This is a genomic window from Actinomadura sp. 21ATH (assembly GCF_041951345.1).
Lineage (GTDB): Bacteria > Actinomycetota > Actinomycetes > Streptosporangiales > Streptosporangiaceae > Spirillospora.
In genome coordinates, this window is the sequence record NZ_JBGNUR010000001.1 from 552648 (window position 1) to 574561 (window position 21914).

Below are 21914 nucleotides of genomic sequence, written 5' to 3' on the forward strand. Positions count from 1 at the left end.
CCTCCTGGAGGAGGAGGCGATCCCCCGCAGGTATCACCCCCTATTTCGGCTCCCGGGTTGACCAAATCGGCGCAATCGGTCTCTACCGTTTGGGGGGTATCCGGAACGCTTCTGTTCCTCTTGCCCCATGACCTGAAGGAAATCGCATGTTCGCTGGGCTTGCGCGCATAGTCGTGAGACACCCGTGGTGGACGCTCTTGACGTGGGTGGTGGCCGCGGTCGCCATCATCGCCTTCTCCCCCTCCCTGGAGACCGAGTCCGACCAGGGCGAGTTCCTGCCCTCCAGCTATGAGTCGGTACAGGCCGGCGAGCTCGCGCAGAAGTCCTTCCCGCAGCAGGCCGACACGACGGCGCTGATCGTGGTCAAGAGGGCGGACGGCGGGCAGATCACCCCGGCCGACAGCCAGCAGGTCACGAAGGTGGCCCAGCAGCTGACGGCCAAGAAGTACCCGACCGTCCAGGGCTTCCTGACCAGCCCGGAGGCGGTCGCGCCCAACAAGTCGGTGCAGATCGTCAGCGTCCCCATGAAGGGGATGAGCCAGTCCGACTCGGTCGAGCAGAGCAAGGCGATCAAGCAGCTGCGCGAGGACCTGCCGGGTGCGCTGGGCGGCACGCTGACCGCCAAGGTCGGTGGTGAGGTCGCCGCGTTCACCGACAACGAGGACTCGTTCACCGAGTCGATGACGATCGTGTCGATCGCCACCTTCGCGTTGATCATCGGGCTGATCCTGCTGATCTTCCGGGCGCCGATCGCGGCGATCCTGCCGATCATCGTGATCGCCGTCACCGAGATGGTGTCGATGGGCCTGATCGGCGTGGCGTCCAAGGTGCTCGGCTTCTCCGGTGACGACAGCCTGGCGATCATCATGACGATCGTGCTGTTCGGCATCGGCGCGGACTACTACCTGTTCGTCCTGTTCCGCTACCGGGAGCGGCTGCGCGCCGGCGACGACAAGAAGACCGCCATGATCGTCGCGATGGAGCGGGTGGGCGAGGTCATCACCTCCGCCGCGGCCGCCATCGCGGTGACGTTCCTGGTGCTGATGCTGGCCTCGTTCGGGATCTTCGCGGCGTGGGGCCCGTCCCTGGCGATCGCGGTGCTGGTCATGGGCATCACCTCGCTGACGGTGTTCCCGGCGCTGGTCTCCCTGCTGGGCCCGGCGGTGTTCTGGCCGTCCAAGTCGTGGAAGAAGCAGCCCAAGGACCGCGTCTCCAGCGGGATCGGCCGGCTGGTCGGGCGGCGCCCGGCCGTGGTCGCCCTCGGCTCCGGCGCCCTGCTCATCGCCCTGGCGGCCGGCGCGTTCGGGTTCAAGTCCGACTACGACTTCCAGTCCAGCTTCCCGCAGGACACCGAGTCCGCCCAGGCCATGAAGGACATGGAGGGCGGCTTCCCGCCCGGCCTGACCAAGCCGGTCGAGGTCTACCTCCAGTCCACCGGCGGGCAGCCGATCGCCAAGGCTTCGCTCGACACGTTCGTCCAGCAGGCCAAGGGCCTGGAGGGCGTCGGCAGCGTCCAGCCGCCGCAGCCCGCGCCGGGCGGCCAGGTGGTCAGGGTCGGCCTGCTGCTGGAGAAGAACCCGGTCAGCAACGAGTCGATCAGCTTCGTCAAGGACGACCTGCGGCCCGCGGTGCACAAGCTCACCCCGGACGGCACCAAGATGCTGGTCGGCGGCGAGACCGCCATCTACGGCGACATCAACAAGGTGGTCAACCGCGACCTGTCGGTCATCCTGCCGGTCGCCGGCGTCCTGATCGCGCTGATCCTGCTGCTCCTGCTGCGGTCGGTGGTGGCGCCGCTCTACCTCGTCCCGGCGGTCCTGCTCGGGTTCGCCGCCACCATGGGCGCCGCGGTGTACGTCTTCCAGGGCCTCATGGACCAGCCCGGGGAGATCTTCCACCTGCCGATCATGCTGTACCTGTTCGTGCTGGCCATCGGGACCGACTACAACATCCTGATGACCGCGCGGCTGCGGGAGGAGGCCAAGGCGGGCCACGAGCCGCGCCGCGCCGCCGCCCTGGCCGTCCAGCACGGCGGCCCGACCGTCGCCGCGGCGGGCCTGATCCTGGCGGGCACCTTCTCGGTGATGCTGCTGGCCAAGGTCTCGATGCTGCAGCAGATGGGCTTCTCCATCGCGATCGGGATCGCCCTGTCGGCCTTCGTGATGTCGATCTTCCTGGTCCCGGGGGTGACCGCGCTGCTCGGCCACCGGGCCTGGTGGCCCGGCCACGCCGACCGCCCCGCCGCCCCCAAGGGCCCGGAGCCGGCCAAGGAGGACCGCGAACCCTCGGGGGTCCGCTCCTGAGGCACCAGAACGTCGGGGCGCGGGACCGCGGTCGGTAAAGCCGCCCACGAGACCGCGGCCCCGCGGCCCGACTCCCCGGAAAGAAGCGCCGGAGGCCCCACGGCCTCCGGCGCTTCCGCGTACCGCGGTGGGTTCGGGGGGTCAGGTGCGGGCGAGGAAGGCGAGGAGGTCCTGGCGGGTGACGATGCCGGTCGGCTTGCCGTCGACGAGGACGACGGCGGCGTCCCGGCCTTCCAGGGCCGTCATCATGCGCGAGACCGGCTCGCCCGACCCCACGACCGGGAGGGGCGGGCTCATGTGCTTCTCCAGGGGGTCCTCCGCCTGGGCCCGGTCGGCGTACAGGGCGTGGAGCAGGTCGCGTTCCTCGACCGCGCCGACGACCTCGCCGGCCATCACGTCGGGGTGGCCCGCCCCCGGGGAGACCACCGGCATCTGGGAGACGCCGAACTCCCTGAGGACCTTCACCGCCTCCTCCACCGTCTCGGTGGGGTGCATGTGGACGAAGTTCGGGATGCCGCCGGACTCCGCCTCCGCCTTCCGTCTCAGGACGTCCCCCACCGTGGCCTCCGAGGTGGAACGGTCGTCGCTGAACCCGTGCTGGCTCATCCACTCGTCGCTGAAGATCTTGCTGAGGTAGCCGCGGCCGCCGTCCGGGAGGAGGACGACGATCACCGCGTCCGGCTCGGCGCGGGCGGCCAGCCGGAGGGCCGCCACCACGGCCATCCCGCAGGAGCCGCCGACCAGCAGGCCCTCCTCGCGGGCCAGCCGGCGGGTCATCAGGAACGAGTCCTTGTCGGAGACCGCGATCACCTCGTCGCAGATCTCCCGGTCGTAGGTCTCCGGCCAGATGTCCTCGCCGACGCCCTCGGTGAGGTACGGCCGGCCGCTGCCGCCCGAGTACACCGAGCCCTCCGGGTCGGCGCCGACCACCTTCACCCGGCCGCCGGAGACCTCCTTGAGGTAGCGGCCGGCGCCGCTGATCGTCCCGCCGGTGCCGATGCCCGCCACGAAGTGCGTGACACGGCCCTCGGTCTGCGTCCAGATCTCCGGGCCGGTGGTCTCGTAGTGGGAGCGCGGGTTGTTCTCGTTGCGGTACTGGTCGGGCTTCCAGGCGTCCGGGATCTCGGCGGCCAGCCGGTCCGACACCGAGTAGTACGAGTCCGGGTGGTCGGGCGACACCGCGGTCGGGCAGACCACGACCTCGGCCCCGTACGCCCGCAGGACGTCGATCTTGTCCTTGGCGACCTTGTCCGGGCAGACGAAGACGCACTTGTAGCCGCGCTCCTGCGCGACGATGGCCAGCCCCACCCCGGTGTTGCCCGAGGTCGGCTCGACGATCGTCCCGCCAGGCCGCAGCGCCCCGGACCGCTCCGCGGCGTCGATCATCCGGACCGCGATGCGGTCCTTCACCGACCCCCCGGGATTGAAGTACTCCACCTTGGCGAGCACCTGCGGGCCGAGCCCGCCGGTCACCTTGCGCAGCCGAACGAGCGGGGTGTCTCCCATCAGCTCGACCAGTGAATCGTGTACGCGCACCGCGACGTCCTTGTCGGTGTGACATCCGCGTTCGACGGAAGGAACAGGCGTGTGTCCTGCGGCGAAAGGGATGTGGATTCGGATAGATTCCCGTTCCCGACGGTAGCCCAGATCGCCGCTCGCGGGCATCTAACCCTATGCCGGGGTCGGCCCGGGAGATGACGGAGGGTCAGCGAGGATGAGGCTGAGGGCATTCACGGCGCGGCGCATCGCCACCGCCGCGGCGTACGGGGGCGGCGGGGTCACCGCCGTGGGCGGGCTGACGTTCGGGCTCATCGTGGCCGAGGCGCTGATGGCCAGGAAACTGATCATGGCGACGCCGGCCGGCGGCCCGCCGCCCGCGGACGGCCTGTACGGCGGCGGCCTGCCCGGCGAGCCGCTCTCGTTCGCCGTCCTCGGCGACTCCACCGCCGCCGGCCTCGGCGTCCACACCCCCGAGGAGACCCCGGCCGCGCTGCTCGCCGCCGGCCTCTCCTCGATCGCGGGACGTCCCGTACGGCTGACGAACGTGGCCCGCTCCGGCGCCCGCTCGGCCGTGCTGGCCGGCCAGGTCACCCGCGCGCTGGCGGTCCGCCCCGAGATCGTCGTGATCATGGTGGGCGCCAACGACGTGACGGGCCGCGTCCCGCCGGGCGAGTCCGTCCGGCACCTGGCCGCCGCCACCGAGCGGCTCCGCGCCACCGGCTGCGAGGTCGTCGTCGGCACCTGCCCCGACCTGGGCTCCGTCCGGCAGCTGATGCAGCCGCTGCGCTGGTTCGCCCGCCGCCTCAGCCGCCAGCTCGCCGCGGCGCAGACCATCGTCACCGTCGAGCAGGGCGCCCGCTCGGTGTCCCTGGGCGACCTTCTGGGACGCGAGTTCGCCGCCGACCCCCGCGAGATGTTCAGCGCCGATCGTTACCATCCGTCTGCGCGAGGTTACGCCGCGGCGGCGGCCGCGGTGCTACCGTCGATGGCGGCCGCGCTGGGGCTGGAGCCGGACGACGTCCTGCCCGGCCCGCGGCACGGCCAGGGGGTCCTGCCCGTCTATCTCGCGGCCGCCGAGGCCGCCGAGGAGCCGGGCACGGAGGTCGCCGGCGCCCGGGTCGCCGGACGCGAGCGCGGTCCCCGGGGCCGCTGGGCGACCCTGCTGCGCCGCCGCGAGGTCGATCCGGCCGCTCCCGGCGAGGGTTCCGAGGCGATCGCACCCGGCGCGGCGTAGGCGAGGCGGCCCCCGCTCCGGTCGATCAGGGGAAACGATCACCCGGCGCCCGTCCCAGGGCGCCGAACCTCCAGGGGGAACGTCCATGGCTCACCACACCCACCGGCGACTACGGTCCGCTGTCATAGCAACACCCATCGTCATGTCCCTGCTCGCCGCCGCCGGATGCTCCGCGGACGGCGAGGCCGAGGCCGCGCAGCCGTGGACCGGCCGCGAGACCGGCATCGCGAGCCGGCCCGCCGTCGGCGCGGGGGTGGCCGCCGCGACCGGCCTGCGCCCCGGCGGCGGGCTGGAGACCGGCGTGTACGAGCTGGCCGGCGGCAAGCGGCTGTGGGCGCGGCCCGCGACCATGGCCGGGCGGCTGTCGGGCATGGGCGTCCAGCCGCCCGCCGTCACCGGTGCGCCCGGAAAGGGGCTGGTGACGGCCCTGGAGCCGCGCGAGGGCGGAGCCGGTGACCAGCGGTGGAACGCGACGCTCGTGGCCCGTGACGCCCGTACCGGCGCAGAGAAGTGGAAGCGGCCGGTGCACTCGACGTTCGGCCCGGCGGCGTGCGGCGGCAACGTCTGCCTGTCGGAGTTCACCGCGACGAAGAAGGCCCGGTTCGTCGCGCTCGACCCGGCGACGGGGCGGGCGCTGTGGCAGACGCCCGGGATCGCCGAGGTGGAGCACGCCGACCCGTCCAGGATCGTGCTGTTCCGGATGTCCGGGCGGCCCGCGCTGGAGGCGCGCGAGCCGCGCACCGGCCGGACGCTGTGGACGTTCCCCGTCGAGCGGGCGGTCGGCCGGGGCGTCAACCTGTCCGGCGGCTGGGCCTACGGCGCCCTCGACGACATGATCGTCGGGTACATGGCCCCGTACCAGGCGCGCAAGAACGCCCCGATGTCGCCGTACGGGTTCTTCGGCGTGCGGCTCTCCGACGGGAAGCAGGTCTGGGCCCGCAAGCGGCTGCTGCGCGTCTACCCGAGCGCCAACCCGGCGGTCGCGCTGATCGCGCGGGAGGTCACCGACCGGGGCCACGGCGGGTTCGAGCGGCTCGACCCCCGTACCGGGCGGACCGTCGGGAGGCTCGGCGCCGACAAGGCGCCCCAGTCGATGTGGCGGCTGTCGTTCCCCGACGATCTCGGCAGGCTCGGCTTCGTCTCCCAGGACAAGCCGGGCGCCGCGTACGACCTGCGGAACGGCGCGAAGGTCGACTCCCTGCGCGCCTGGTCGTTCTGCACGATGAAGCCCGCCGAGCTGAAGATCACCGGGCGGCGCGGCTTCTACCCGGTCGCGCCGCTGTGCGCCTACGACGTCACCACCGGCAAGCGGTCGGCGCGGCAGGGCGCGCCGCCCGCCTGGTACACCGGCTCGTCCGACGGCTGGCGGGTGTGGCGCGACGAGCGCGGCACCCTGCACGGCGTGCGCGACACGAAGGGCAGCGCGCCGGGGATGTACGGCGCCTGAGCCGGTTGTGAGGGCGCACAGCGCGGGCGCGCCCGGTGGATCTTGTGTCAACACCGCCCCGGGGCGGCGTGTACGGCGCCCCGGGGCAGCGGCTAGATTGCGTAGGTGACCGGAGAGTAACCCAGGCCGGGACGGCACCCGCCCGCCCGGTCAGATCGCCGAGAACAGGTCACCCAGACAGGAGATCCTCACCATGGCCGAGGCAGTCATCGTCGCAACCGCGCGGTCGCCGATCGGGCGCGCGTTCAAGGGCTCGCTGAAGGACATGCGGCCCGACGATCTCACCGCGCAGATGGTCACGGCCGCGATGGCCAAGGTCCCGCAGCTCGACCCGTCGCAGATCGACGACCTGCTGCTCGGCTGCGGCCTGCCGGGCGGTGAGCAGGGCTACAACCAGGCCCGGGTCGTCGCGACCCTGCTGGGCTGGGACGGCGTGCCCGGCGCGACCGTCACCCGCTACTGCTCGTCCTCGCTGCAGACCACCCGGATGGCGCTGCACGCGATCAAGGCTGGCGAGGCCGACGTGATCGTGTCCGCCGGCGTGGAGACCGTCAGCCGGTTCGCCAAGGGCAGCAGCGACGGCCTGCCCGACACCCAGAACCCGCTGTTCGCGGACGCCGCGGCCCGTACGGCCAAGCGCGCCGAGGGCGGCGCCGAGGTCTGGCGGGACCCGCGCGAGGACGGCGCGCTGCCCGACGTCTACATCGCGATGGGCCAGACCGCCGAGAACGTGGCGCAGATCCGGGGCGTCTCCCGGCAGGCGCAGGACGAGTTCGGCGTCCGCTCGCAGAACCTCGCCGAGAAGGCGCTGGAGAACGGGTTCTGGGAGAAGGACATCACGCCGGTCACGCTGCCCGACGGCACCGTGGTCAGCAAGGACGACGGCCCGCGGCCGGGCACCTCGTACGAGAAGGTGTCGCAGCTCCAGCCGGTGTTCCGCCCGGACGGGACGGTCACCGCCGGCAACTGCTGCCCGCTGAACGACGGCGCCGCCGCGGTCGTCGTCATGAGCGACACCAAGGCCGCCGAGCTGGGCATCACGCCGCTGGCCCGGATCGTGTCCACCGGCGTCACCGGCCTGTCCCCCGAGATCATGGGGCTGGGTCCGGTCGAGGCGTCCCGCAAGGCGCTGGCCAAGGCCGGCATGACGATCGACGACATCGACCTGGTCGAGATCAACGAGGCGTTCGCCGCGCAGGTGCTGCCCTCGGCCGAGGACCTCGGCATCGACCTCGACAAGCTGAACGTCAACGGCGGCGCGATCGCGGTCGGCCACCCGTTCGGCATGACCGGCGCCCGGATCACCTCGACGCTGATCAACGGCCTCGCGTTCCACGACAAGCAGTTCGGTCTGGAGACGATGTGCGTGGGCGGCGGCCAGGGCATGGCCATGGTCTTGGAGCGCCTCAGCTAGGAGCGAGGAACGAGCGGATAGCTGAGGCGCGACCATGAGCACCGAGCGCCTCAGCTGGAAACAGGAACGAGCGGATAGCTGAGGCGCGACCATGAGCACCGAGCGCCTCAGCTGGAAACAGGGACGAGTGGATAGCTGAGGCGCGACCATGAGCACCGAGCGCCTCAGCTGGAAACAGGGACGAGCGGATAGCTGAGGCGCGACCACGGGCACCGAGCGCCTCAGCTAGAAACAGCAACGAGCGGATGGCGATCCTTTCGCGGGTGGTCCGGACGATCTCCGTCCGGGCCACCTGGGCGTTCTCGCGGACCGTCACGTTCCGAATGATCCACGTAACGTCGCGGATAGGTCCCCGTTAGGGCCTTGTCACATCCCAGGTCATGTTGCAGAGTCGGCAGGAAGAGCAGCCCCTCGACCTGGAGGTGCCAATTGTCCCTGAACCACTCGCCGGAGACGCACAGCAAGCTCATCGCCCGCATTCCGCAAGTCACAGGACGTGACATCCCCGAGTGGTTCACCACCATCGAGGCCGGTCCGAGCTTCGTCCGCTGCGACGAGCGGAGCAACTGGCTCGCCGACGAGCACGGCCTCTCGCATGGTTACGCCGCGGCCCTGGTGCGCGAGCACGAACGCGCCCGCCGCGCCCGTCATTACTGACGCAAGACGACCTCAGACGCACGGAGGACCAGGGCAGGCGCCCTGCGACCCCGGATGTGTCGCGTGCGACGCGGCCGGCCAGCGGTTCCACCCCGCCGCCGTCCGCAGAGCCGGTACGGCCCTGGCCGCGAGCCCGTCCCGCGACATACAGATCAGCCCCTGCCGCTCGTACCGGCAGGGGCTGATCGCTCGTTGGGCGGCGCTCAGTCGCGGCCGCTGAAGTACGACAGCAGGCGCAGCATCTCCAGGTAGATCCACACCAGGCTCAGCACCAGGCCGAACGCGCAGTACCAGGCGAACTTCTCCGGGGCGCCCTGCTTCACGCCCTGCTCGATCGAGTCGAAGTCGAGGAGGAGGAAGAAGCAGCCGACCAGGAGGGCGACGACGCTGAAGACGTACGCCATCGGGTTGCTGGGGTCGCGGATGCCGATGCCGCTGTCCGGGCCGAAGACCTGGACGAGCAGGTTGACCAGCATCAGGCCCATCAGGCCGAAGCCGGCGGCGATGACGAACCGGGTGAACTTCGGCGTGACGCGGATGATCCGCAGCGTATGGACGGCGAGCATCGCGCCGAACGCGAGCGCGGTGCCGATCACGGCCTGGAAGACGACACCGTGGTAGAGGTCGTTATAGGCATGGCTGACGATGCCGACCATGACGCCGTAGAGGGCGGCGAAGGTGATCACCGTCGCGGCGTTGGCCTTCCGGCCGAAGGTGATGAACGCCCAGACGCCGAGCTGGGCGATGATCGCGACCGCCAGCACCGGGATGGTCAGCGACGCCGGGATCAGCACCCAGGACAGCGCCGCCGTGACGATCAGCGTGGCGAGGGTCAGGAACCCGCGGACCACGACGTCGTCGATGGTCATCGGCCGGACGGCCGGCGGGGCGTAGGAGGGGGCGTTGTACATCTCGTTGAGCTGCTCGGCCGGGGGCGTACCGTACCCGCCGCCCTGCCGCCCGAAGGCGTTGCCCCTGAAGGCGGGGTTTCTGCTCTCCATCGGTTGCCTCCACTGTGGCTTTCTGATCAGTGTAGACGTGTAAGGGTGCGAAGAGGTTCCTGTAGCGTGACGGCCGGGTATCGGCCGGCCCCGCGTGCGGTCGCGGGCGGCCGGCGCCCTGGCCGGGCGCCGGCCGGCGCGCTGCTGTGCCCCCGGTCGGACTCGAACCGACACAATGGCTCTTTTAGGGAGCCCGCCTCTGCCATTGGGCTACAGGGGCGGCGTAATCATACCTGGACCCATTGCACGTAACGCCATGCGATATTCGACCGAGACCGCATTTCTGCCGACTCGTGCCATGGCGGGCGGCGCGGCGCGGCTCCGGTCCGCCTGTCCAGGTCAGCGCACGGAGTGATATTTCCCGTTCACGGCGCGTTCTACCGTAAAAAGGCTCGCCCGGTACGGCTGTCCGCGCTGTTCATGGCGCCGCGAATCCCTGGACGGCCCGGCCCTCGACCAGGGTGGTTCCGGCCCGACCGTCACGGTCCCGGCGAATGGCACGTATTTCGTGGACGCCGATCCGGCCGCTCTCGCAGGCCAGCGCCGACGCCGCCAGATAGAGCAGCCAGACGCGGGCCCGGCCGGGACCGGCCAGTTCGGTGCATTCGTCCCAGTGCCGCGTCAGGTTGGCCGCCCACGCGCGCAGCGTGCGGGCGTGGTGCTCGCGCCGCGCCCCGACGCCGCGGACCTCCAGCCCGGCGTCCTCCAGCGCGGTGACCAGCTCGCCGAGCGTCACCAGCTCGCCGTCCTCGGGGAACACGTAGCTCGTGGTGAACGTGCGCCGGACATGGTGCGGGCCGGGCCGCCGGACGGGCTGCTGGACCAGCAGCCGGCCGCCCGGCGCGAGCAGCTCGTACAGCCGGGGCACGGCGCGGTCCAGCGACTCCGCCCCGGCGAGCCCGGCCAGGGCGGCGACCGCGTCGTACGGGCCGCCGCCGGCGCCGTCCAGGTCCCTGCCGCGCACCTCGACCCGGTCGGCCACCCCGGCCTCCTCGGCGCGGGCGGCGATGTGCTCGGCCTGCCCCTCGGTACGGGCCAGCGCGACGACGCGGGCGCCGTGCCGTCCGGCGAGGTGGCAGGCCAGCGCGCCCCAGCCGGCGTTGAGGTCGAGGACCCGCGCGCCCGGCGCGGCGCCGAGCAGCTCGGCGGCCTCGGCGAGCGCGGTCCGCTGCGCCTCGTCGAGGTCCACGGCCTCGTCCCACAGGCCGCCGGAGTGCGCCATGGTCGGGCCGAGCATGCGGTCGAAGAACGCGGCGGACTCCCCCAGCGGCCCCGCGTGCTCGCCGCGGCGGCCGGCCGGGAACTCCTCGGGCGGCGGCTTGGGCTCGGGCCCGACGGCGCCGAGCATCACCGCGGTCCGGACGATCTCGCGCTTGTCGTCGCTGCTCAGCCGGATCGGCTCGTCGCCGCCGCGCATCACCCGCTGGACGGCGCCCAGGGCGGCGAAGACGTCGCCCTCGATGTCGAGCTCGCCCGCCACGTACGCGCGGACCAGGCCCATCTCGCCGGGCTTCCACAGCAGCCGGCGCAGCGCCCGGCGGTGCCGCAGCACGAACTCGGGCGCGCCGGGCGGGCCGACGACGCTGCCGTCCCAGGCGCGGACGCGGATCGGCAGGCCGGCGGCGGCGCCCTCGTCCCCCGCCGGGGCCTCCTCGCCCAGCAGGATCCTCACCAGCAGCGGGGCCAGCCGGGAGGCGACGCCGTCGTACGCCGGCATCGGCACCTCCCCTCCGGCCGCGGTCACCCGGGCTGCCGCCGGCCGGCCGCCAGCTCGAACTCCTCGTGCGGCGACTCGATCTCGCCGAGCGAGACGATCTCGCGCCGGAAGAACGCGGCGAGCGTCCAGTCAGCCGTGATCCGGATCTTACGGTTGGTCGTCGGCATCCTGGACAGATGGTACGTGCGGTGCATGAACCAGGCGGGGAATCCGCGCAGCTTGATGCCGTACACGTTGGCCACGCCCTTGTGCAGGCCGAGACCGGCCACCGAGCCGACGTAGGCGTGCTCGTACTGCTTGCGGGGCTTCCCGCGCAGGTCGGCCACGATGTTGTCCGCCAGCCGCTTGGCCTGCCGTACGGCGTGCTGGGCGTTGGGCGCGCAGTAGTCGCCCTCGGAGGTGACGTCGGGGACGGCGGCGTTGTCGCCCGCCGCGTACACCCGGTCGAGCCCGTCCACGGTGAGCTCGGCGGTCGCCTTGATCTGCCCCTTGTCGGTCAGCGGCAGATCGCCCTGCCCGACCACCGGGTGGGCCTTGACGCCCGCCGTCCACACCAGCGTCCCGGCGTCGAACTCCTCGCCGTCGCTCAGCACGATGTGCCGGTCCTCCGCGGACTTCAGCAGCGTGTTCAGCTTGATCTCGATGCCGCGGCGGCGCAGCGCCTCCAGCGTCCACCGGCCCATTTCCGGCCCGACCTCGGGCAGGATGCGGCCGGTGCCCTCGACCATGACCCAGCGCATGTCGGCGGCCTCGATGTTCGGGTACCACTTGCAGGCGTCCCTGGCCATGTCCTCCAGCTCGCCGAGCGCCTCGATGCCGGCGAACCCGGCCCCGACGAACACGAACGTCAGCGCCTTCCGGCGGGCCCGCTCGTCCGCCGCGGCATCACCGGTGCCGCTGCCGGGCGCGGTGAGCGAGGAGGCGATGTCGAGCTGCCGGATCACGTGGTTGCGGAGGTGGATCGCCTCCTCCACGGTCTTGAAGCCGATGCCGCACTCGGCCAGGCCCGGGATCGGCAGCGTCCGCGAGACCGACCCGGCCGCCACCACGAGGTGGTCGTACCGGATCTCCTGGGTGCCGCCGGCCCGCTCCGCCCCGGCCGGGCAGAACAGCACCTTCCGGTCGGCGGTCCGGAGGCGGGTGACGTGGCCGTTCAGGATCTGGCAGCGGCGCAGCACGCGCCGGATCGGCGCCACGACGTGCCGCGGCTCCAGGTTGCCCGCCGCCGCCTCCGGCAGGAAGGGCTGGTAGGTCATGTACGACTGGGGCTCGATGACGGTGACGACGACCTCGCCCCGTCTCAGCTCGCGCCGCAGCTTCTTCTGGAGGCGCAGAGCGGTGTACATGCCGACGTAACCGCCGCCGACGATCACGATGCGCTTGGCGGAATCCGAGGAACGTGCAGCAGACATGTCCGGAGCGGTACCCGCTCAGCTCCACAGATCACCCATCGGGATCTTTCTCTAAAAACCCCACGTATCAGGCGAACAACTCCGTCCCAGGGTGCATCACACAGGATGTATCCGATGAACGGCAGAGCCAGGGCCCGACGGGGGCGCCCAGCGGCCGGACCGCCGGAACGCCGCGGGGAGCGCGACCGGCACGGCCGCTGGGCCAGGCCCTGACTCTGCCTTACTCATTGCATCGCCCTTGGCGTCGGGCCTTGAAGGCCCTCCTTCGGCGGGCACTGCAGCGATCGCTGCATCGTCTCGACTCGCCCAGGGGCTCGCTCGACGATCAGATGCTCGCTTCGCTCGCAGCCGCCTTCGGACGCGATCGCAACGCCTCGGGACCGCGACCACTTCAGCACGTGGCCGAGGCGGTCAGCCCGGCGTTCTGTGAACTACATCACATATCGGCGCGGGCCTTCGCCGTGGTGAAGAGGTCGTCGAGCATCCGTTCCGTCACTCGGCCGGTGAAGGTGTTCTGCTGGCTGGGGTGGTAGCAGCCGAGCATGGTGACCTTCTCGCCGGCGGGCGAGGTGATCTCCAGTTCGGCGGCGTGGCCGAACGGCGGGCGGGGGCGGGGAAGCTCGTAGCCGGCCTGCTTGAGGGCGGGCCAGGCCGCCTGCCAGGCGAAGCCGCCGAGGGTCACCACGCAGCGGACGTACGGGGACACGTCGGCGATCTCGCGGGCCAGCCAGGGGAGGCAGGTGGTGCGTTCGGCCGGGGTGGGCTTGTTGGCGGGCGGGGCGCAGCGGACGGCGGCGGCCATCCGGGCGCCGATGAGGCGCTGGCCGTCGCCGGCGCGCACGCTGGTCGGCTGGGCGGCGAGGCCGACGCGGTGCAGGGACGCGAACAGCCAGTCGCCGGAGCGGTCGCCGGTGAAGATGCGGCCGGTGCGGTTGCCGCCGTGGGCGGCGGGCGCCAGGCCGACGATCATGATCTTGGGTTGCGGGTCGCCCCAGCCGGCGACCGGGCGGCCCCAGTAGTCCTCGCCGGCGAACGCGCGGCGGCGCTCCACCGCCACCCGTTCCCGCCACTCGACCAGGCGGTCGCAGGCGCGGCAGACGGACTGGCGGGCGCAGAGGTCCGCCAGGTCCGGGGCGGCCCGGGCCAGGTCCACCACCTCCTGCGGGTCGTGGGCCACGGGGGTGGCGGGGGCCGCCGGGTCTTCGGGCCAGCCCGTGCCGGGCGGCACGAACCTCGGATTCGTCATGACTCCCGATCTTCGCATGCCGGCGCCGGCCGCCCTTGGACCGGTGAAACGTGCCGTATGTGGACAGCCTCCGGAACCGTTTCGGGACGGTGATCCGTCACATCGCTCGGTACGATGCGGTTCGCCGCTCGGGGAGGCGAATCCATGCGAAGCGGAGGCGCGCCTTGTCCCAGCCAGGCTGGTATCCCGATCCCCAGGGCAGTAGCAGCCTGCGCTGGTGGAACGGGCAGCACTGGACCGAGCACCTCAACCCGCAGCCCCCGGGGCCGCGGCGGGAGCGGCAGCCCGTCCAGCAGTACCAGCAGGCGCCCGTCCAGCAGTACGAGGCGGTGAGGGGGCTCGACGCCACCGTGCGCGGGGCGCTGCTGCACGCGGACGAGCACGTGGTGGCGTACGGGAGCGCGTCGCTCCCCTGGGCGCACGTGGAGTGGACTGCCTACTGGACGGCCAGCGCGCCGTACGGGCAGGGCGGCGGGCTCCAGTGGATCTTCCAGGTGGGGCGGCATCCGTTCCACGGCGGGCCGCGGGTCGAGGTGGTCATCGAGGACTCGGCCACGACCGTGCACGGGCCGGGCGGCGGCGGCGCCGAGCGGGTGTGGACGCATCTGGTCGATCTCGGGCGGACGCGGGCCGAGCCGCGGCTGGTGCAGGAGCTGGCGCGGCGGGTGCTGGACGGCGAGTCGATCGACGTGGCGCAGGGGCTGACCGTCCACCCGGGCGGGGTGCGCGGGGACCGGGTGTCGCTGAGCTGGTCGGCGATCTCCGGTGCCGTGATCGAGAACGGCCGGGTGTGGATCCAGCAGTCCAGCAGCACGGCTCCCGTGCTGTACGTCCCGCAGCAGAACCCCAACGCGGTGCTGATCCCCGCGCTGCTGACGACGCTGAAGGCCCGCCGCTAGACCAGCGACCAGGCGATGCCGTCGAGGATGTCGTGCTCGCTGACCACGACGGCGCCGAAGCCGTACTCGCGCATGATCCGGTCCAGGATCAGCGCGCCGGTGCCGATCACGTCGACGCGGCCGGGGTGCATGACGCCGATCGCGGCGCGCTCCTCCCGGGTCGCGTGCAGGAGGTCGCGGGTGACGTCGTGGACCTGCGCGGCGGTGATGCGAGACAGGTGGATGCGGTCGGGCTCGTAGGCGTCCAGGCCGAGCGCGATCCCGGCGACCGTGGTGACCGAGCCGGCCAGGCCGACGAGGGTGCGCGCCTCGTCCACCGGGACGGTCTCGCGGACGTGCGCCAGCGCGGTGTCGATGTCGGCCACCGCCGAGGTGATCATCTCGGGGGACGGCGGGTCGCCGTCGCGCAGGTGCCGCTCGGTCAGCCGGACGCAGCCGATGTCGACCGAGCGGGCCGCCTCGGCCGAGGCGCTGCCGAGCACGAACTCGGTGGAGCCGCCGCCGATGTCGACGACCAGGTACGGGCGCGGCGGGCGCAGCGCGGCCAGCTCCCGGGTGGCCCCGGTGAACGACAGCTCCGCCTCCTCGTCACCGGTGATCACCTCGGGGACGACGCCGAAGATGTCGACGACGCCGGTGACGAAGTCGTTCCGGTTGGCGGCGTCGCGGGTCGCGCTGGTGGCGACCACGCGGGTCTTCTCGGCGCCGTGCCGCTCGATCAGCCCGGCGTACGCGCGCATGGCGGTGAACGTGCGCTCCAGCGCCTCGGGCGCGAGGCGGCCGGTCTCGTCCACGCCCTGGCCGAGCCGGACGATCTCCATCCGGCGCTCGACGTCGGTCAGCGTCCCGTCGGCGATGTCGGCGATCAGCAGGCGGACGGAGTTGGTCCCGCAGTCGACGGCGGCGACGCGCGTCATCGAGCCTCCTCGGGGTCGGGGGTGACGCAGGGACCGTTCCGCCACCATTCGGGCAGCGCGTCCAGCGCCTCGCGGCCGAACGGGTTGGCGCCGGGGACCGCCAGCTCGTGCGCGACGAGCGCGTGCAGGCACTTGACCCGCTCGGGCATGCCGCCGGCGCTCTGGGTGCCCTCGGGCAGCGGCGCCATGCCCTCGTCGCGGGCGGCCTCGTCGCGGCGCCGCAGGTAGTCCTCGTGCGCGGCGGCGTAGGCCGCGCGCAGCTCCGGGTCCTCGGCGAGCCGCTCCTGCATGCGGCGCATGCGGCCGTCCCCCTCCAGCGTGCCGATGGCCGAGGCGGCCTTCGGGCACGTCAGGTAGAAGAGGGTCGGGAACGGCGTGCCGTCCGGCAGCCGCGGCGCGGTCTCGATCACCGCGGGCGAGCCGCACGGGCAGCGGTACGCCACCGCGCGCACGCCGCGCGGGGTTCGCCCCAGCTGGGCCGCGATCGCGGCCTCGTCGGTCTTGTCGATCATTCGTGTGTCCCCACCCGCGGTCTCGGCCACGGGTCTAGCGCGACTTGTCGGCGGCCTCCACCGACCGCCACAGCGTCTCGTACCACGGCGGCCGCTCGGTGCGGCCGTCCTGCCGAGGCCGCTGCCCGCCGTCCCCGCCGCCGTCGAGGACCACGTAGCAGCGCGCGCCCGGCTCGCAGTAGTGGAGCCGGCGCGTCGCCTCCCGTTTAATGTACGACTCTTCGCCGAGCCGCTGCTTGCGCAGCGTCAGTTCCTCCACCTGCTGCCGCGCGACCCGCTCCTTCTGCTTGAGCTCGGCGATCTGCCGGCGCTGCGCCACGTACTCCCGTACCGGGTAGGCGAGGCTCAGCGCGATCGCGCAGACCACGACCGCCAGGATCGCGGCACGGCTGGTCAGCGCGGGGTTGCCCGCGCGGGCCCCCCGGGTGTCGGTACGGTCGTCGTCGCCCTTCGCCACGGCGGGCCCTCTCGTCGGTCGGCGGTGCGGACGGCGGGTCAGCCCTCCCCGTCGAAGCGGGGGAAGGCGGCGGCGCCGGCGTAGCGGGCCGCGTCGCCCAGCAGCTCCTCGATGCGCAGCAGCTGGTTGTACTTGGCGACGCGGTCGCTGCGAGCCGGGGCGCCGGTCTTGATCTGGCCGCAGTTGGTGGCCACGGCGAGGTCGGCGATCGTGGTGTCCTCGGTCTCGCCGGACCGGTGGCTCATCATGCAGCGGTAGCCGCTGGTCTGGGCGAGGGTGACCGCGTCCAGGGTCTCGGTGAGGGTGCCGATCTGGTTGACCTTGACCAGCAGCGCGTTGGCGGCGCCGGAGCCGATGCCGCGGGCGAGCCGCTCGGGGTTGGTGACGAACAGGTCGTCGCCGACCAGCTGCACCTTCCCGCCGACGGCGGCGGTCAGCGACTCCCAGCCGGCCCAGTCCTCCTCGTCCAGCGGGTCCTCGATGGAGACCATCGGGTAGGCGTCGAGCAGCTCGGCGTAGTAGGCGGCCATCTCGTCGGCCGACTTCTTGGCGCCCTCGAACTCGTACACGCCGTCCGCGTGGAACTCGGTGGCGGCCACGTCCAGGGCGAGGGCGATGTCGCGGCCGGGGGTGAAGCCGGCCTTGCGGATCGCCTCCATGATCAGGTCGAGCGCCGCGCGGTTGCTGGGCAGGTCGGGGGCGAAGCCGCCCTCGTCGCCGAGGCCGGTGTTGAGGCCCTTGCCCTTCAGGACGGCCTTGAGCGCGTGGTACGTCTCGGCGCCCCAGCGCAGCGCGTCGGAGAACGTCGGCGCGCCGATCGGCGCGACCATGAACTCCTGGACGTCGACGTTGCTGTCGGCGTGCGCGCCGCCGTTGAGGATGTTCATCATCGGCACCGGCAGCAGGTGCGCGTTGGGGCCGCCGACATAGCGGAACAGCGGCAGGCCGGACGACTCGGCGGCGGCCTTGGCGACCGCCAGGCTCACGCCGAGGATGGCGTTGGCGCCCAGCTCCGACTTGGCGGGGGTGCCGTCGAGGTCGAGCAGCAGCGAGTCGATCAGGCGCTGCTCGGTGGCCGGGTAGCCGACCAGCCGCTCGTCGATGGTGTCGTTGACGGCCTTGACCGCCTTGCGGACGCCCTTGCCGCCGTAGCGCTCGCCGCCGTCGCGCAGCTCGACGGCCTCGAACTGGCCGGTGGAGGCGCCGCTGGGCACCGCGGCGTGCGCCTCGGTCCCGTCGGCGAGCAGCACCTCGACCTCGACGGTCGGGTTGCCGCGGGAGTCGAGGATCTCCCGGGCGAGTACGGCCTCGATCGACGACACGGGCATCTCCCTGTTCTGGTGCTCGGCGGTGAAGCTGGACGGCCCGGCGGGGTCCCGCGCGGGCGTTCAGCACCCGAGCCTATCCGCGCGGCCCGGGGCCGGACCAACTGGCACGCCGTTCCGCCAGAACCGCCCTTCTCGGAGCGAACCACCCATAGTCGGCGGACACCCCGTCCTGCCCCGGCCACGGCTTGACGTGGGCATTGTCGACATTGTCTACTTAGAGAACCAACCAAACTTGTTTAGTAGGAAATACAGGGAACGCCCCCGGCCGGCCCACCTCCGGTTCCAGCCCCGCGCCCCTCAACCCCCTGGTGGTGAATCGTGCGAAGACTCGTTCTGCTCGCCCTGGTCGGCCTGGGCGCCCAGCTCGTCGACGGCAGCCTCGGCATGGCCTACGGCGTGACCTCCTCCACGCTGCTGCTGGCCATCGGCACCAACCCGGCCGCCGCCTCGGCCACCGTCCACCTGTCCGAGATCGGCACCACGCTCGTCTCCGGCGTCTCGCACTGGAAGTTCGGCAACGTCGACTGGAAGGTCGTCGCCAAGATCGGCGTGCCCGGCGCGATCGGCGCGTTCGCCGGCGCCACGTTCCTGTCCGGGCTGTCCACCGAGACCGCCGCACCGCTGATGTCGATCATCCTGCTGGCGCTGGGCGTGTACATCCTGGTCCGGTTCACCGTCCGCGGGCTGCGCACCGACCGGCTGGGACAGCCGCTGCGCAAGCGGTTCCTGGCCCCGCTGGGCGTGGTGGCGGGCTTCGTCGACTCCACCGGGGGCGGCGGCTGGGGCCCCGTCGGCACCCCCGCCATCCTGGCCAGCGGCCGGCTGGAGCCGCGCAAGACCATCGGCTCCATCGACACCAGCGAGTTCCTCGTCGCCGTCGCCGCCAGCATCGGCTTCCTGGTCGGCATCGGCTCCGAGAACATCGACTTCGCCTGGGTCGCCGCGCTGCTGATCGGCGGCGTGATCGCCGCCCCGATCGCGGCCTGGCTCGTCCGGCACGTCCCGCCGCGCGTCCTCGGCAGCGCGGTGGGCGGGATCATCATCCTCACCAACACCCGCACGCTCCTGAAGAGCGACTGGATCGACGCCTCCGACGGCGTCCGGTACGCCGTCTACGCCGTCATCTACGCCGTGTGGGCCGCCGCCCTCGCCTACTCCGTGAAGAAGCACCGCGAGGCCCAGGCCCTGGAGAAGGCCGCCGCGCCGGCCCCCGAAGAGCCCCCGGCCGCCGAGAGGGCCGCCGCCCCGGCCCCCTGACGCCCCGTTCCGCGGAGGGCGGCCCCGGCCCGCGGCCGGGGCCGCCCCCCGCGCTTCCGATGTGCTGCCGACGCGCCGCCGTGCTCCCGCATGACGGGCTGTTGGCCCCGATACAGGCTCGCGTTGACCCGCTCCGGGGAACGCCGGTGCGGTGAGGGCGGATTCCGGGTCGGCGGCGCGCCGGTGGGCGCGCGAGCGGCTGCTGCCCGCGCCGTCCATCCGCGCGCGGCTGGCGGTGCTGGCCGCGGTGCTGTCCGGGCTGATCGCCTCCCTGGTGTCCGCCCTGGTCCTCCTGCTGCTGTACCGCGAGGAGGTCGCCCACACGCGGCTGGAACTGGCCCAGGCCGCCGGCCGGGTGATCGTGGTGGCGCAGGACGGCCGGCTCGCCCCGCGCGCCATCGGGTCCGAGCTCATCCAGGTCGTCAACGCCGAGGGACGGGTGATCTCGGCCAGCGCCCGGATGATCGGCTACCCGCGGGTCGACTTCCCGCCGCCCGCCCAGCACGAGGGGCGCCGCGACGGGCGCAGCTGCCGGATCGACGCCCCCGGCGGGCGCTGCCACATGGTCGTCGCCATCTCGATCGGCGCCGCCGACGGACGGCAGATCATCTACGCGCTGGCGCCCTACCCCGGGCTGCTGCCCGGCGCCGGCCTGACCGTCCTGCTCATGGCCGCCGTGCCGATGCTGGGCGGGCTGACCGGGTACGGCGTCTGGCGCGCGGCGGGACGGATGCTCGTGCCCGTCGCCGCGATGCGCGCCGAGCTGGACGAGATCACCGCCACCGACCTGCAGCGCCGCGTCCCCGTCCCGGCCCACCGCGACGAGATCGCCCGGCTCGCCGAGAGCGTGAACGCCACCCTGGACCGGCTGGAGGGCGCGGTGGCGCGGCTGCGCGGCTACGTCTCCGACGTCTCCCACGAGCTGCGCAGCCCGCTGACCGGGCTGCGGATGGAGCTGGAGCTGGCGCTGTCGGACCCCGACGCGTCCGAGCCGTACGAGACGCTGGAGGCCGTGCTCGTCAACACCGACCGGCTGCACGCCGTGCTGGACGACCTGCTCGCCATCGCCCGCCTGGAGAGCGACCCGCACTTCCCCCGGGAGCCGGTCGACCTGCACGCGCTGGCCGACCAGGAGGTCATGCGCCGTACCCGGCGCAACCGGTTCTCGGTGACCGACGGCGACGAGGTGGTCGTCCGGGGCGGGCGCGCCGAGCTGGGGCGGCTGCTGTCCAACCTGTTCGACAGCGCCGACCGGCACGCGGACAGCGCGGTGGCCGTCCGCGTGCGGAGGGACCCGGACGGGTCCGCCGTACTGGAGGTGAGCGACGATGGCCCCGGCATCGCCGCCGCCGACCGGGAGCGGGTGTTCGAGCGCTTCTCCCGCCTGCACGAGGGCCGCCACCGCGACGCCGGCGGCACCGGCCTCGGCCTGGCCGTCTCCCGCGACATCGCGCTGGCCCACGGCGGGACGCTCGTCCTCACCGACCGCCCCGACGGCCGCCCCGGCGCGCGCTTCCTCCTGCGCCTGCCTGCCTGATGTGGTGGGGCGTCCCCATACCCCCACACCTCCGGCGCGTGGCTGAGCTGGAGAACGGGCGCGCGGCCGGGTGGTCAGACGCGGATCACGGTCTTCCCGCGGGCGCCGCCCTCGCGGCTGCGGGCGAGGGCCTCGGGCGCCCGCGCCAGCGGGATCTCCTGCTCCACGTCGACGCGCATGCCGCCGGTCTGGACGAGTTCCACGACGCGTTCCAGCAGCTCGGGCGTGGGGGTGGACTGGACGTTGACGCCGCGGATGTCCTGGGCCTCCAGCGCGTCGGTGTTCAGCGCCCAGACCGTGCTGACGTAGGTGCCGCCGGGCTTGAGCAGCGGGACGAGCCGCTCGGTCGCCGCGCGGTCGCCGACCAGGTCGATGACGGCGTCGACGCCGTCCCGGTGGACGGCGCGCACCTGGTCGGCCAGGTTCCCGCGGCCGTGGTCGACGGTCTCGGCGGCGCCCAGCCCGCGGATCGCGTCCGCCGCGTCGGCGCGGGCGGTGGCGATCACGGTGGCGCCGCGGCTCGCGGCGAGGCTGACGGCGGGCCGGCCCACTCCCCCGGTGGCGCCGACGACCAGGACGCTCGTCCCCGCGCCGGCCCCGGCCTCGTCGACGACCTGGACGGCGGTCATGCCGGCGGTCGGCAGCGCGGCGGCCTGGGTGTAGAGCATGCCGTCCGGCATCGGGATCACCGCGTCGTCCTCGGCGGCGATGGCGTACTCGGCGTACGTGCCGAGCCCGCGCGGCACGCCGGAGAACCGGCCGAAGACCTGCTCGCCGATCCCGAACCGGGCGTCCGGGCCGGCCTCGTCGACCACGCCGGCGCCGTCCACGCCGAGGATGAGCGGGAAGGAGTACGCGACGGAGTCCTTGAGCATCCCGTCGGCGATCTTCCAGTCCAGCGGGTTGAGCCCGGCCGCGATGATCCGGACCCGGGACTCCGCGGGCCCGGGTTCGGGCTCCGGCAGGTTCAGCTGGGCCGGGGCCCCTCCGATCTCGGTGATGGCGATGCTGCGCATGACGTCTCCCCCCGACCGGATGATCTACCCGAAGTGCGGCGCGTCACACAACTCTGCCGG

General features: G+C 72.7%; 18 protein-coding genes and 1 tRNA gene. 8 read left to right on the forward strand and 11 right to left on the reverse strand.

All coding sequences use genetic code 11. The features are described from left to right. Positions 1-206 precede the first annotated feature (206 nt). On the forward strand, positions 207-2303 hold the full coding sequence (locus tag ACA361_RS02805; protein ID WP_375010884.1) for an MMPL family transporter: 2097 nt from the start codon (positions 207-209) through the stop codon (positions 2301-2303). A gap of 141 nt (positions 2304-2444) precedes the next feature. Here ACA361_RS02805 and ACA361_RS02810 read toward each other — a convergent pair whose 3' ends face one another. Beyond that, positions 2445-3839, reverse strand: a complete 1395-nt coding sequence (locus ACA361_RS02810) for a cystathionine beta-synthase (RefSeq protein ID WP_375010169.1) — start codon at positions 3837-3839, stop codon at positions 2445-2447. Positions 3840-4017: 178 nt separating this feature from the next. On the opposite strand from ACA361_RS02810, the gene ACA361_RS02815 reads away from it, so the two are divergent. The 4 genes from ACA361_RS02815 (at position 4018) to ACA361_RS02830 (ending at position 8555) form a co-directional block, all read left to right on the forward strand. Beyond that, positions 4018-5037 (forward strand): SGNH/GDSL hydrolase family protein, encoded by a 1020-nt coding sequence (locus tag ACA361_RS02815; protein ID WP_375010170.1) that lies wholly within the window; start codon positions 4018-4020, stop codon positions 5035-5037. A gap of 142 nt (positions 5038-5179) precedes the next feature. Then, positions 5180-6484, forward strand: coding sequence for a PQQ-binding-like beta-propeller repeat protein (locus tag ACA361_RS02820; protein ID WP_375010171.1), 1305 nt, complete (start codon positions 5180-5182; stop codon positions 6482-6484). Between the two features lie 193 nt (positions 6485-6677). Then, a complete protein-coding gene (locus ACA361_RS02825; protein WP_375010172.1) occupies positions 6678-7898 on the forward strand; it encodes an acetyl-CoA C-acetyltransferase in 1221 nt (406 codons plus the stop codon). A 429-nt stretch (positions 7899-8327) separates the two neighbouring features. Next, on the forward strand, positions 8328-8555 hold the full coding sequence (locus ACA361_RS02830) for a DUF4287 domain-containing protein (protein WP_375010173.1): 228 nt from the start codon (positions 8328-8330) through the stop codon (positions 8553-8555). Between the two features lie 203 nt (positions 8556-8758). Here the strand turns inward: ACA361_RS02830 and ACA361_RS02835 are convergent, their stop codons facing one another. The 5 genes from ACA361_RS02835 to ACA361_RS02855 form a co-directional block, all read right to left on the reverse strand. Further along, positions 8759-9556, reverse strand: coding sequence for a Bax inhibitor-1/YccA family protein (locus ACA361_RS02835; protein WP_375010174.1), 798 nt, complete (start codon positions 9554-9556; stop codon positions 8759-8761). A gap of 147 nt (positions 9557-9703) precedes the next feature. Next, positions 9704-9776, reverse strand: a tRNA-Leu gene (locus tag ACA361_RS02840). A 198-nt stretch (positions 9777-9974) separates the two neighbouring features. After that, on the reverse strand, positions 9975-11273 hold the full coding sequence (locus tag ACA361_RS02845; RefSeq protein WP_375010175.1) for a class I SAM-dependent methyltransferase: 1299 nt from the start codon (positions 11271-11273) through the stop codon (positions 9975-9977). Positions 11274-11296: 23 nt separating this feature from the next. After that, on the reverse strand, positions 11297-12685 hold the full coding sequence (locus ACA361_RS02850) for an NAD(P)/FAD-dependent oxidoreductase (RefSeq protein WP_375010176.1): 1389 nt from the start codon (positions 12683-12685) through the stop codon (positions 11297-11299). Between the two features lie 436 nt (positions 12686-13121). Next, complete coding sequence (locus tag ACA361_RS02855) at positions 13122-13931, reverse strand: uracil-DNA glycosylase (RefSeq protein WP_375010177.1); 810 nt, start codon at positions 13929-13931, stop codon at positions 13122-13124. Between the two features lie 164 nt (positions 13932-14095). Between ACA361_RS02855 and ACA361_RS02860 the strand changes: the two genes are divergently transcribed. Beyond that, the gene (locus ACA361_RS02860) at positions 14096-14830 is read left to right on the forward strand and encodes a DUF2510 domain-containing protein (RefSeq protein WP_375010178.1); all 735 of its coding nucleotides are present in this window, start codon (positions 14096-14098) and stop codon (positions 14828-14830) included. On the opposite strand, the gene ACA361_RS02865 is transcribed toward ACA361_RS02860, so the two are convergent. The 4 genes from ACA361_RS02865 to eno are packed head-to-tail and all read right to left on the reverse strand — an operon-like array spanning position 14827 to position 18038. Next, the gene (locus tag ACA361_RS02865) at positions 14827-15747 is read right to left on the reverse strand and encodes an exopolyphosphatase (RefSeq protein WP_375010180.1); all 921 of its coding nucleotides are present in this window, start codon (positions 15745-15747) and stop codon (positions 14827-14829) included. The two genes, ACA361_RS02860 and ACA361_RS02865, sit on opposite strands and share 4 nt — an antisense overlap. Next, positions 15744-16259, reverse strand: coding sequence for a DUF501 domain-containing protein (locus ACA361_RS02870; RefSeq protein WP_375010181.1), 516 nt, complete (start codon positions 16257-16259; stop codon positions 15744-15746). Before ACA361_RS02870 ends, ACA361_RS02865 begins: the two co-directional genes overlap by 4 nt. Before the next feature lie 34 nt (positions 16260-16293). Beyond that, positions 16294-16716, reverse strand: coding sequence for a septum formation initiator family protein (locus ACA361_RS02875; RefSeq protein ID WP_375010182.1), 423 nt, complete (start codon positions 16714-16716; stop codon positions 16294-16296). Between the two features lie 38 nt (positions 16717-16754). Continuing rightward, positions 16755-18038, reverse strand: a complete 1284-nt coding sequence (eno, locus tag ACA361_RS02880; protein WP_375010183.1) for a phosphopyruvate hydratase — start codon at positions 18036-18038, stop codon at positions 16755-16757. 324 nt (positions 18039-18362) lie between these two features. Here eno and ACA361_RS02885 point away from each other — a divergent pair, with 324 nt between their 5' ends. After that, a complete protein-coding gene (locus ACA361_RS02885; RefSeq protein WP_375010184.1) occupies positions 18363-19301 on the forward strand; it encodes a sulfite exporter TauE/SafE family protein in 939 nt (312 codons plus the stop codon). Between the two features lie 151 nt (positions 19302-19452). Next, entirely contained in the window at positions 19453-20838 is a 1386-nt protein-coding gene (locus ACA361_RS02890; RefSeq protein ID WP_375010185.1) for a sensor histidine kinase, read from the forward strand. A 74-nt stretch (positions 20839-20912) separates the two neighbouring features. Here the strand turns inward: ACA361_RS02890 and ACA361_RS02895 are convergent, their stop codons facing one another. Beyond that, entirely contained in the window at positions 20913-21854 is a 942-nt protein-coding gene (locus tag ACA361_RS02895) for an NADP-dependent oxidoreductase (RefSeq protein ID WP_375010186.1), read from the reverse strand. Positions 21855-21914 lie beyond the last annotated feature (60 nt).

Excerpts from the sequence above, each read along its gene's own strand:
- ACA361_RS02820 (WP_375010171.1), top strand. The coding sequence starts at position 5,180 with ATGTCCCTGCTCGCCGCCGCCGGATGCTCCGCGGACGGCGAGGCCGAG.
- ACA361_RS02835 (WP_375010174.1), bottom strand. The coding sequence starts at position 9,556 with ATGGAGAGCAGAAACCCCGCCTTCAGGGGCAACGCCTTCGGGCGGCAG.
- ACA361_RS02895 (WP_375010186.1), bottom strand. The coding sequence starts at position 21,854 with ATGCGCAGCATCGCCATCACCGAGATCGGAGGGGCCCCGGCCCAGCTG.
- ACA361_RS02850 (WP_375010176.1), bottom strand. The coding sequence starts at position 12,685 with ATGTCTGCTGCACGTTCCTCGGATTCCGCCAAGCGCATCGTGATCGTC.
- ACA361_RS02870 (WP_375010181.1), bottom strand. The coding sequence starts at position 16,259 with ATGATCGACAAGACCGACGAGGCCGCGATCGCGGCCCAGCTGGGGCGA.
- ACA361_RS02825 (WP_375010172.1), top strand. The coding sequence starts at position 6,678 with ATGGCCGAGGCAGTCATCGTCGCAACCGCGCGGTCGCCGATCGGGCGC.
- ACA361_RS02865 (WP_375010180.1), bottom strand. The coding sequence starts at position 15,747 with ATGACGCGCGTCGCCGCCGTCGACTGCGGGACCAACTCCGTCCGCCTG.
- ACA361_RS02815 (WP_375010170.1), top strand. The coding sequence starts at position 4,018 with ATGAGGCTGAGGGCATTCACGGCGCGGCGCATCGCCACCGCCGCGGCG.
- ACA361_RS02855 (WP_375010177.1), bottom strand. The coding sequence starts at position 13,931 with ATGACGAATCCGAGGTTCGTGCCGCCCGGCACGGGCTGGCCCGAAGAC.
- ACA361_RS02845 (WP_375010175.1), bottom strand. The coding sequence starts at position 11,273 with ATGCCGGCGTACGACGGCGTCGCCTCCCGGCTGGCCCCGCTGCTGGTG.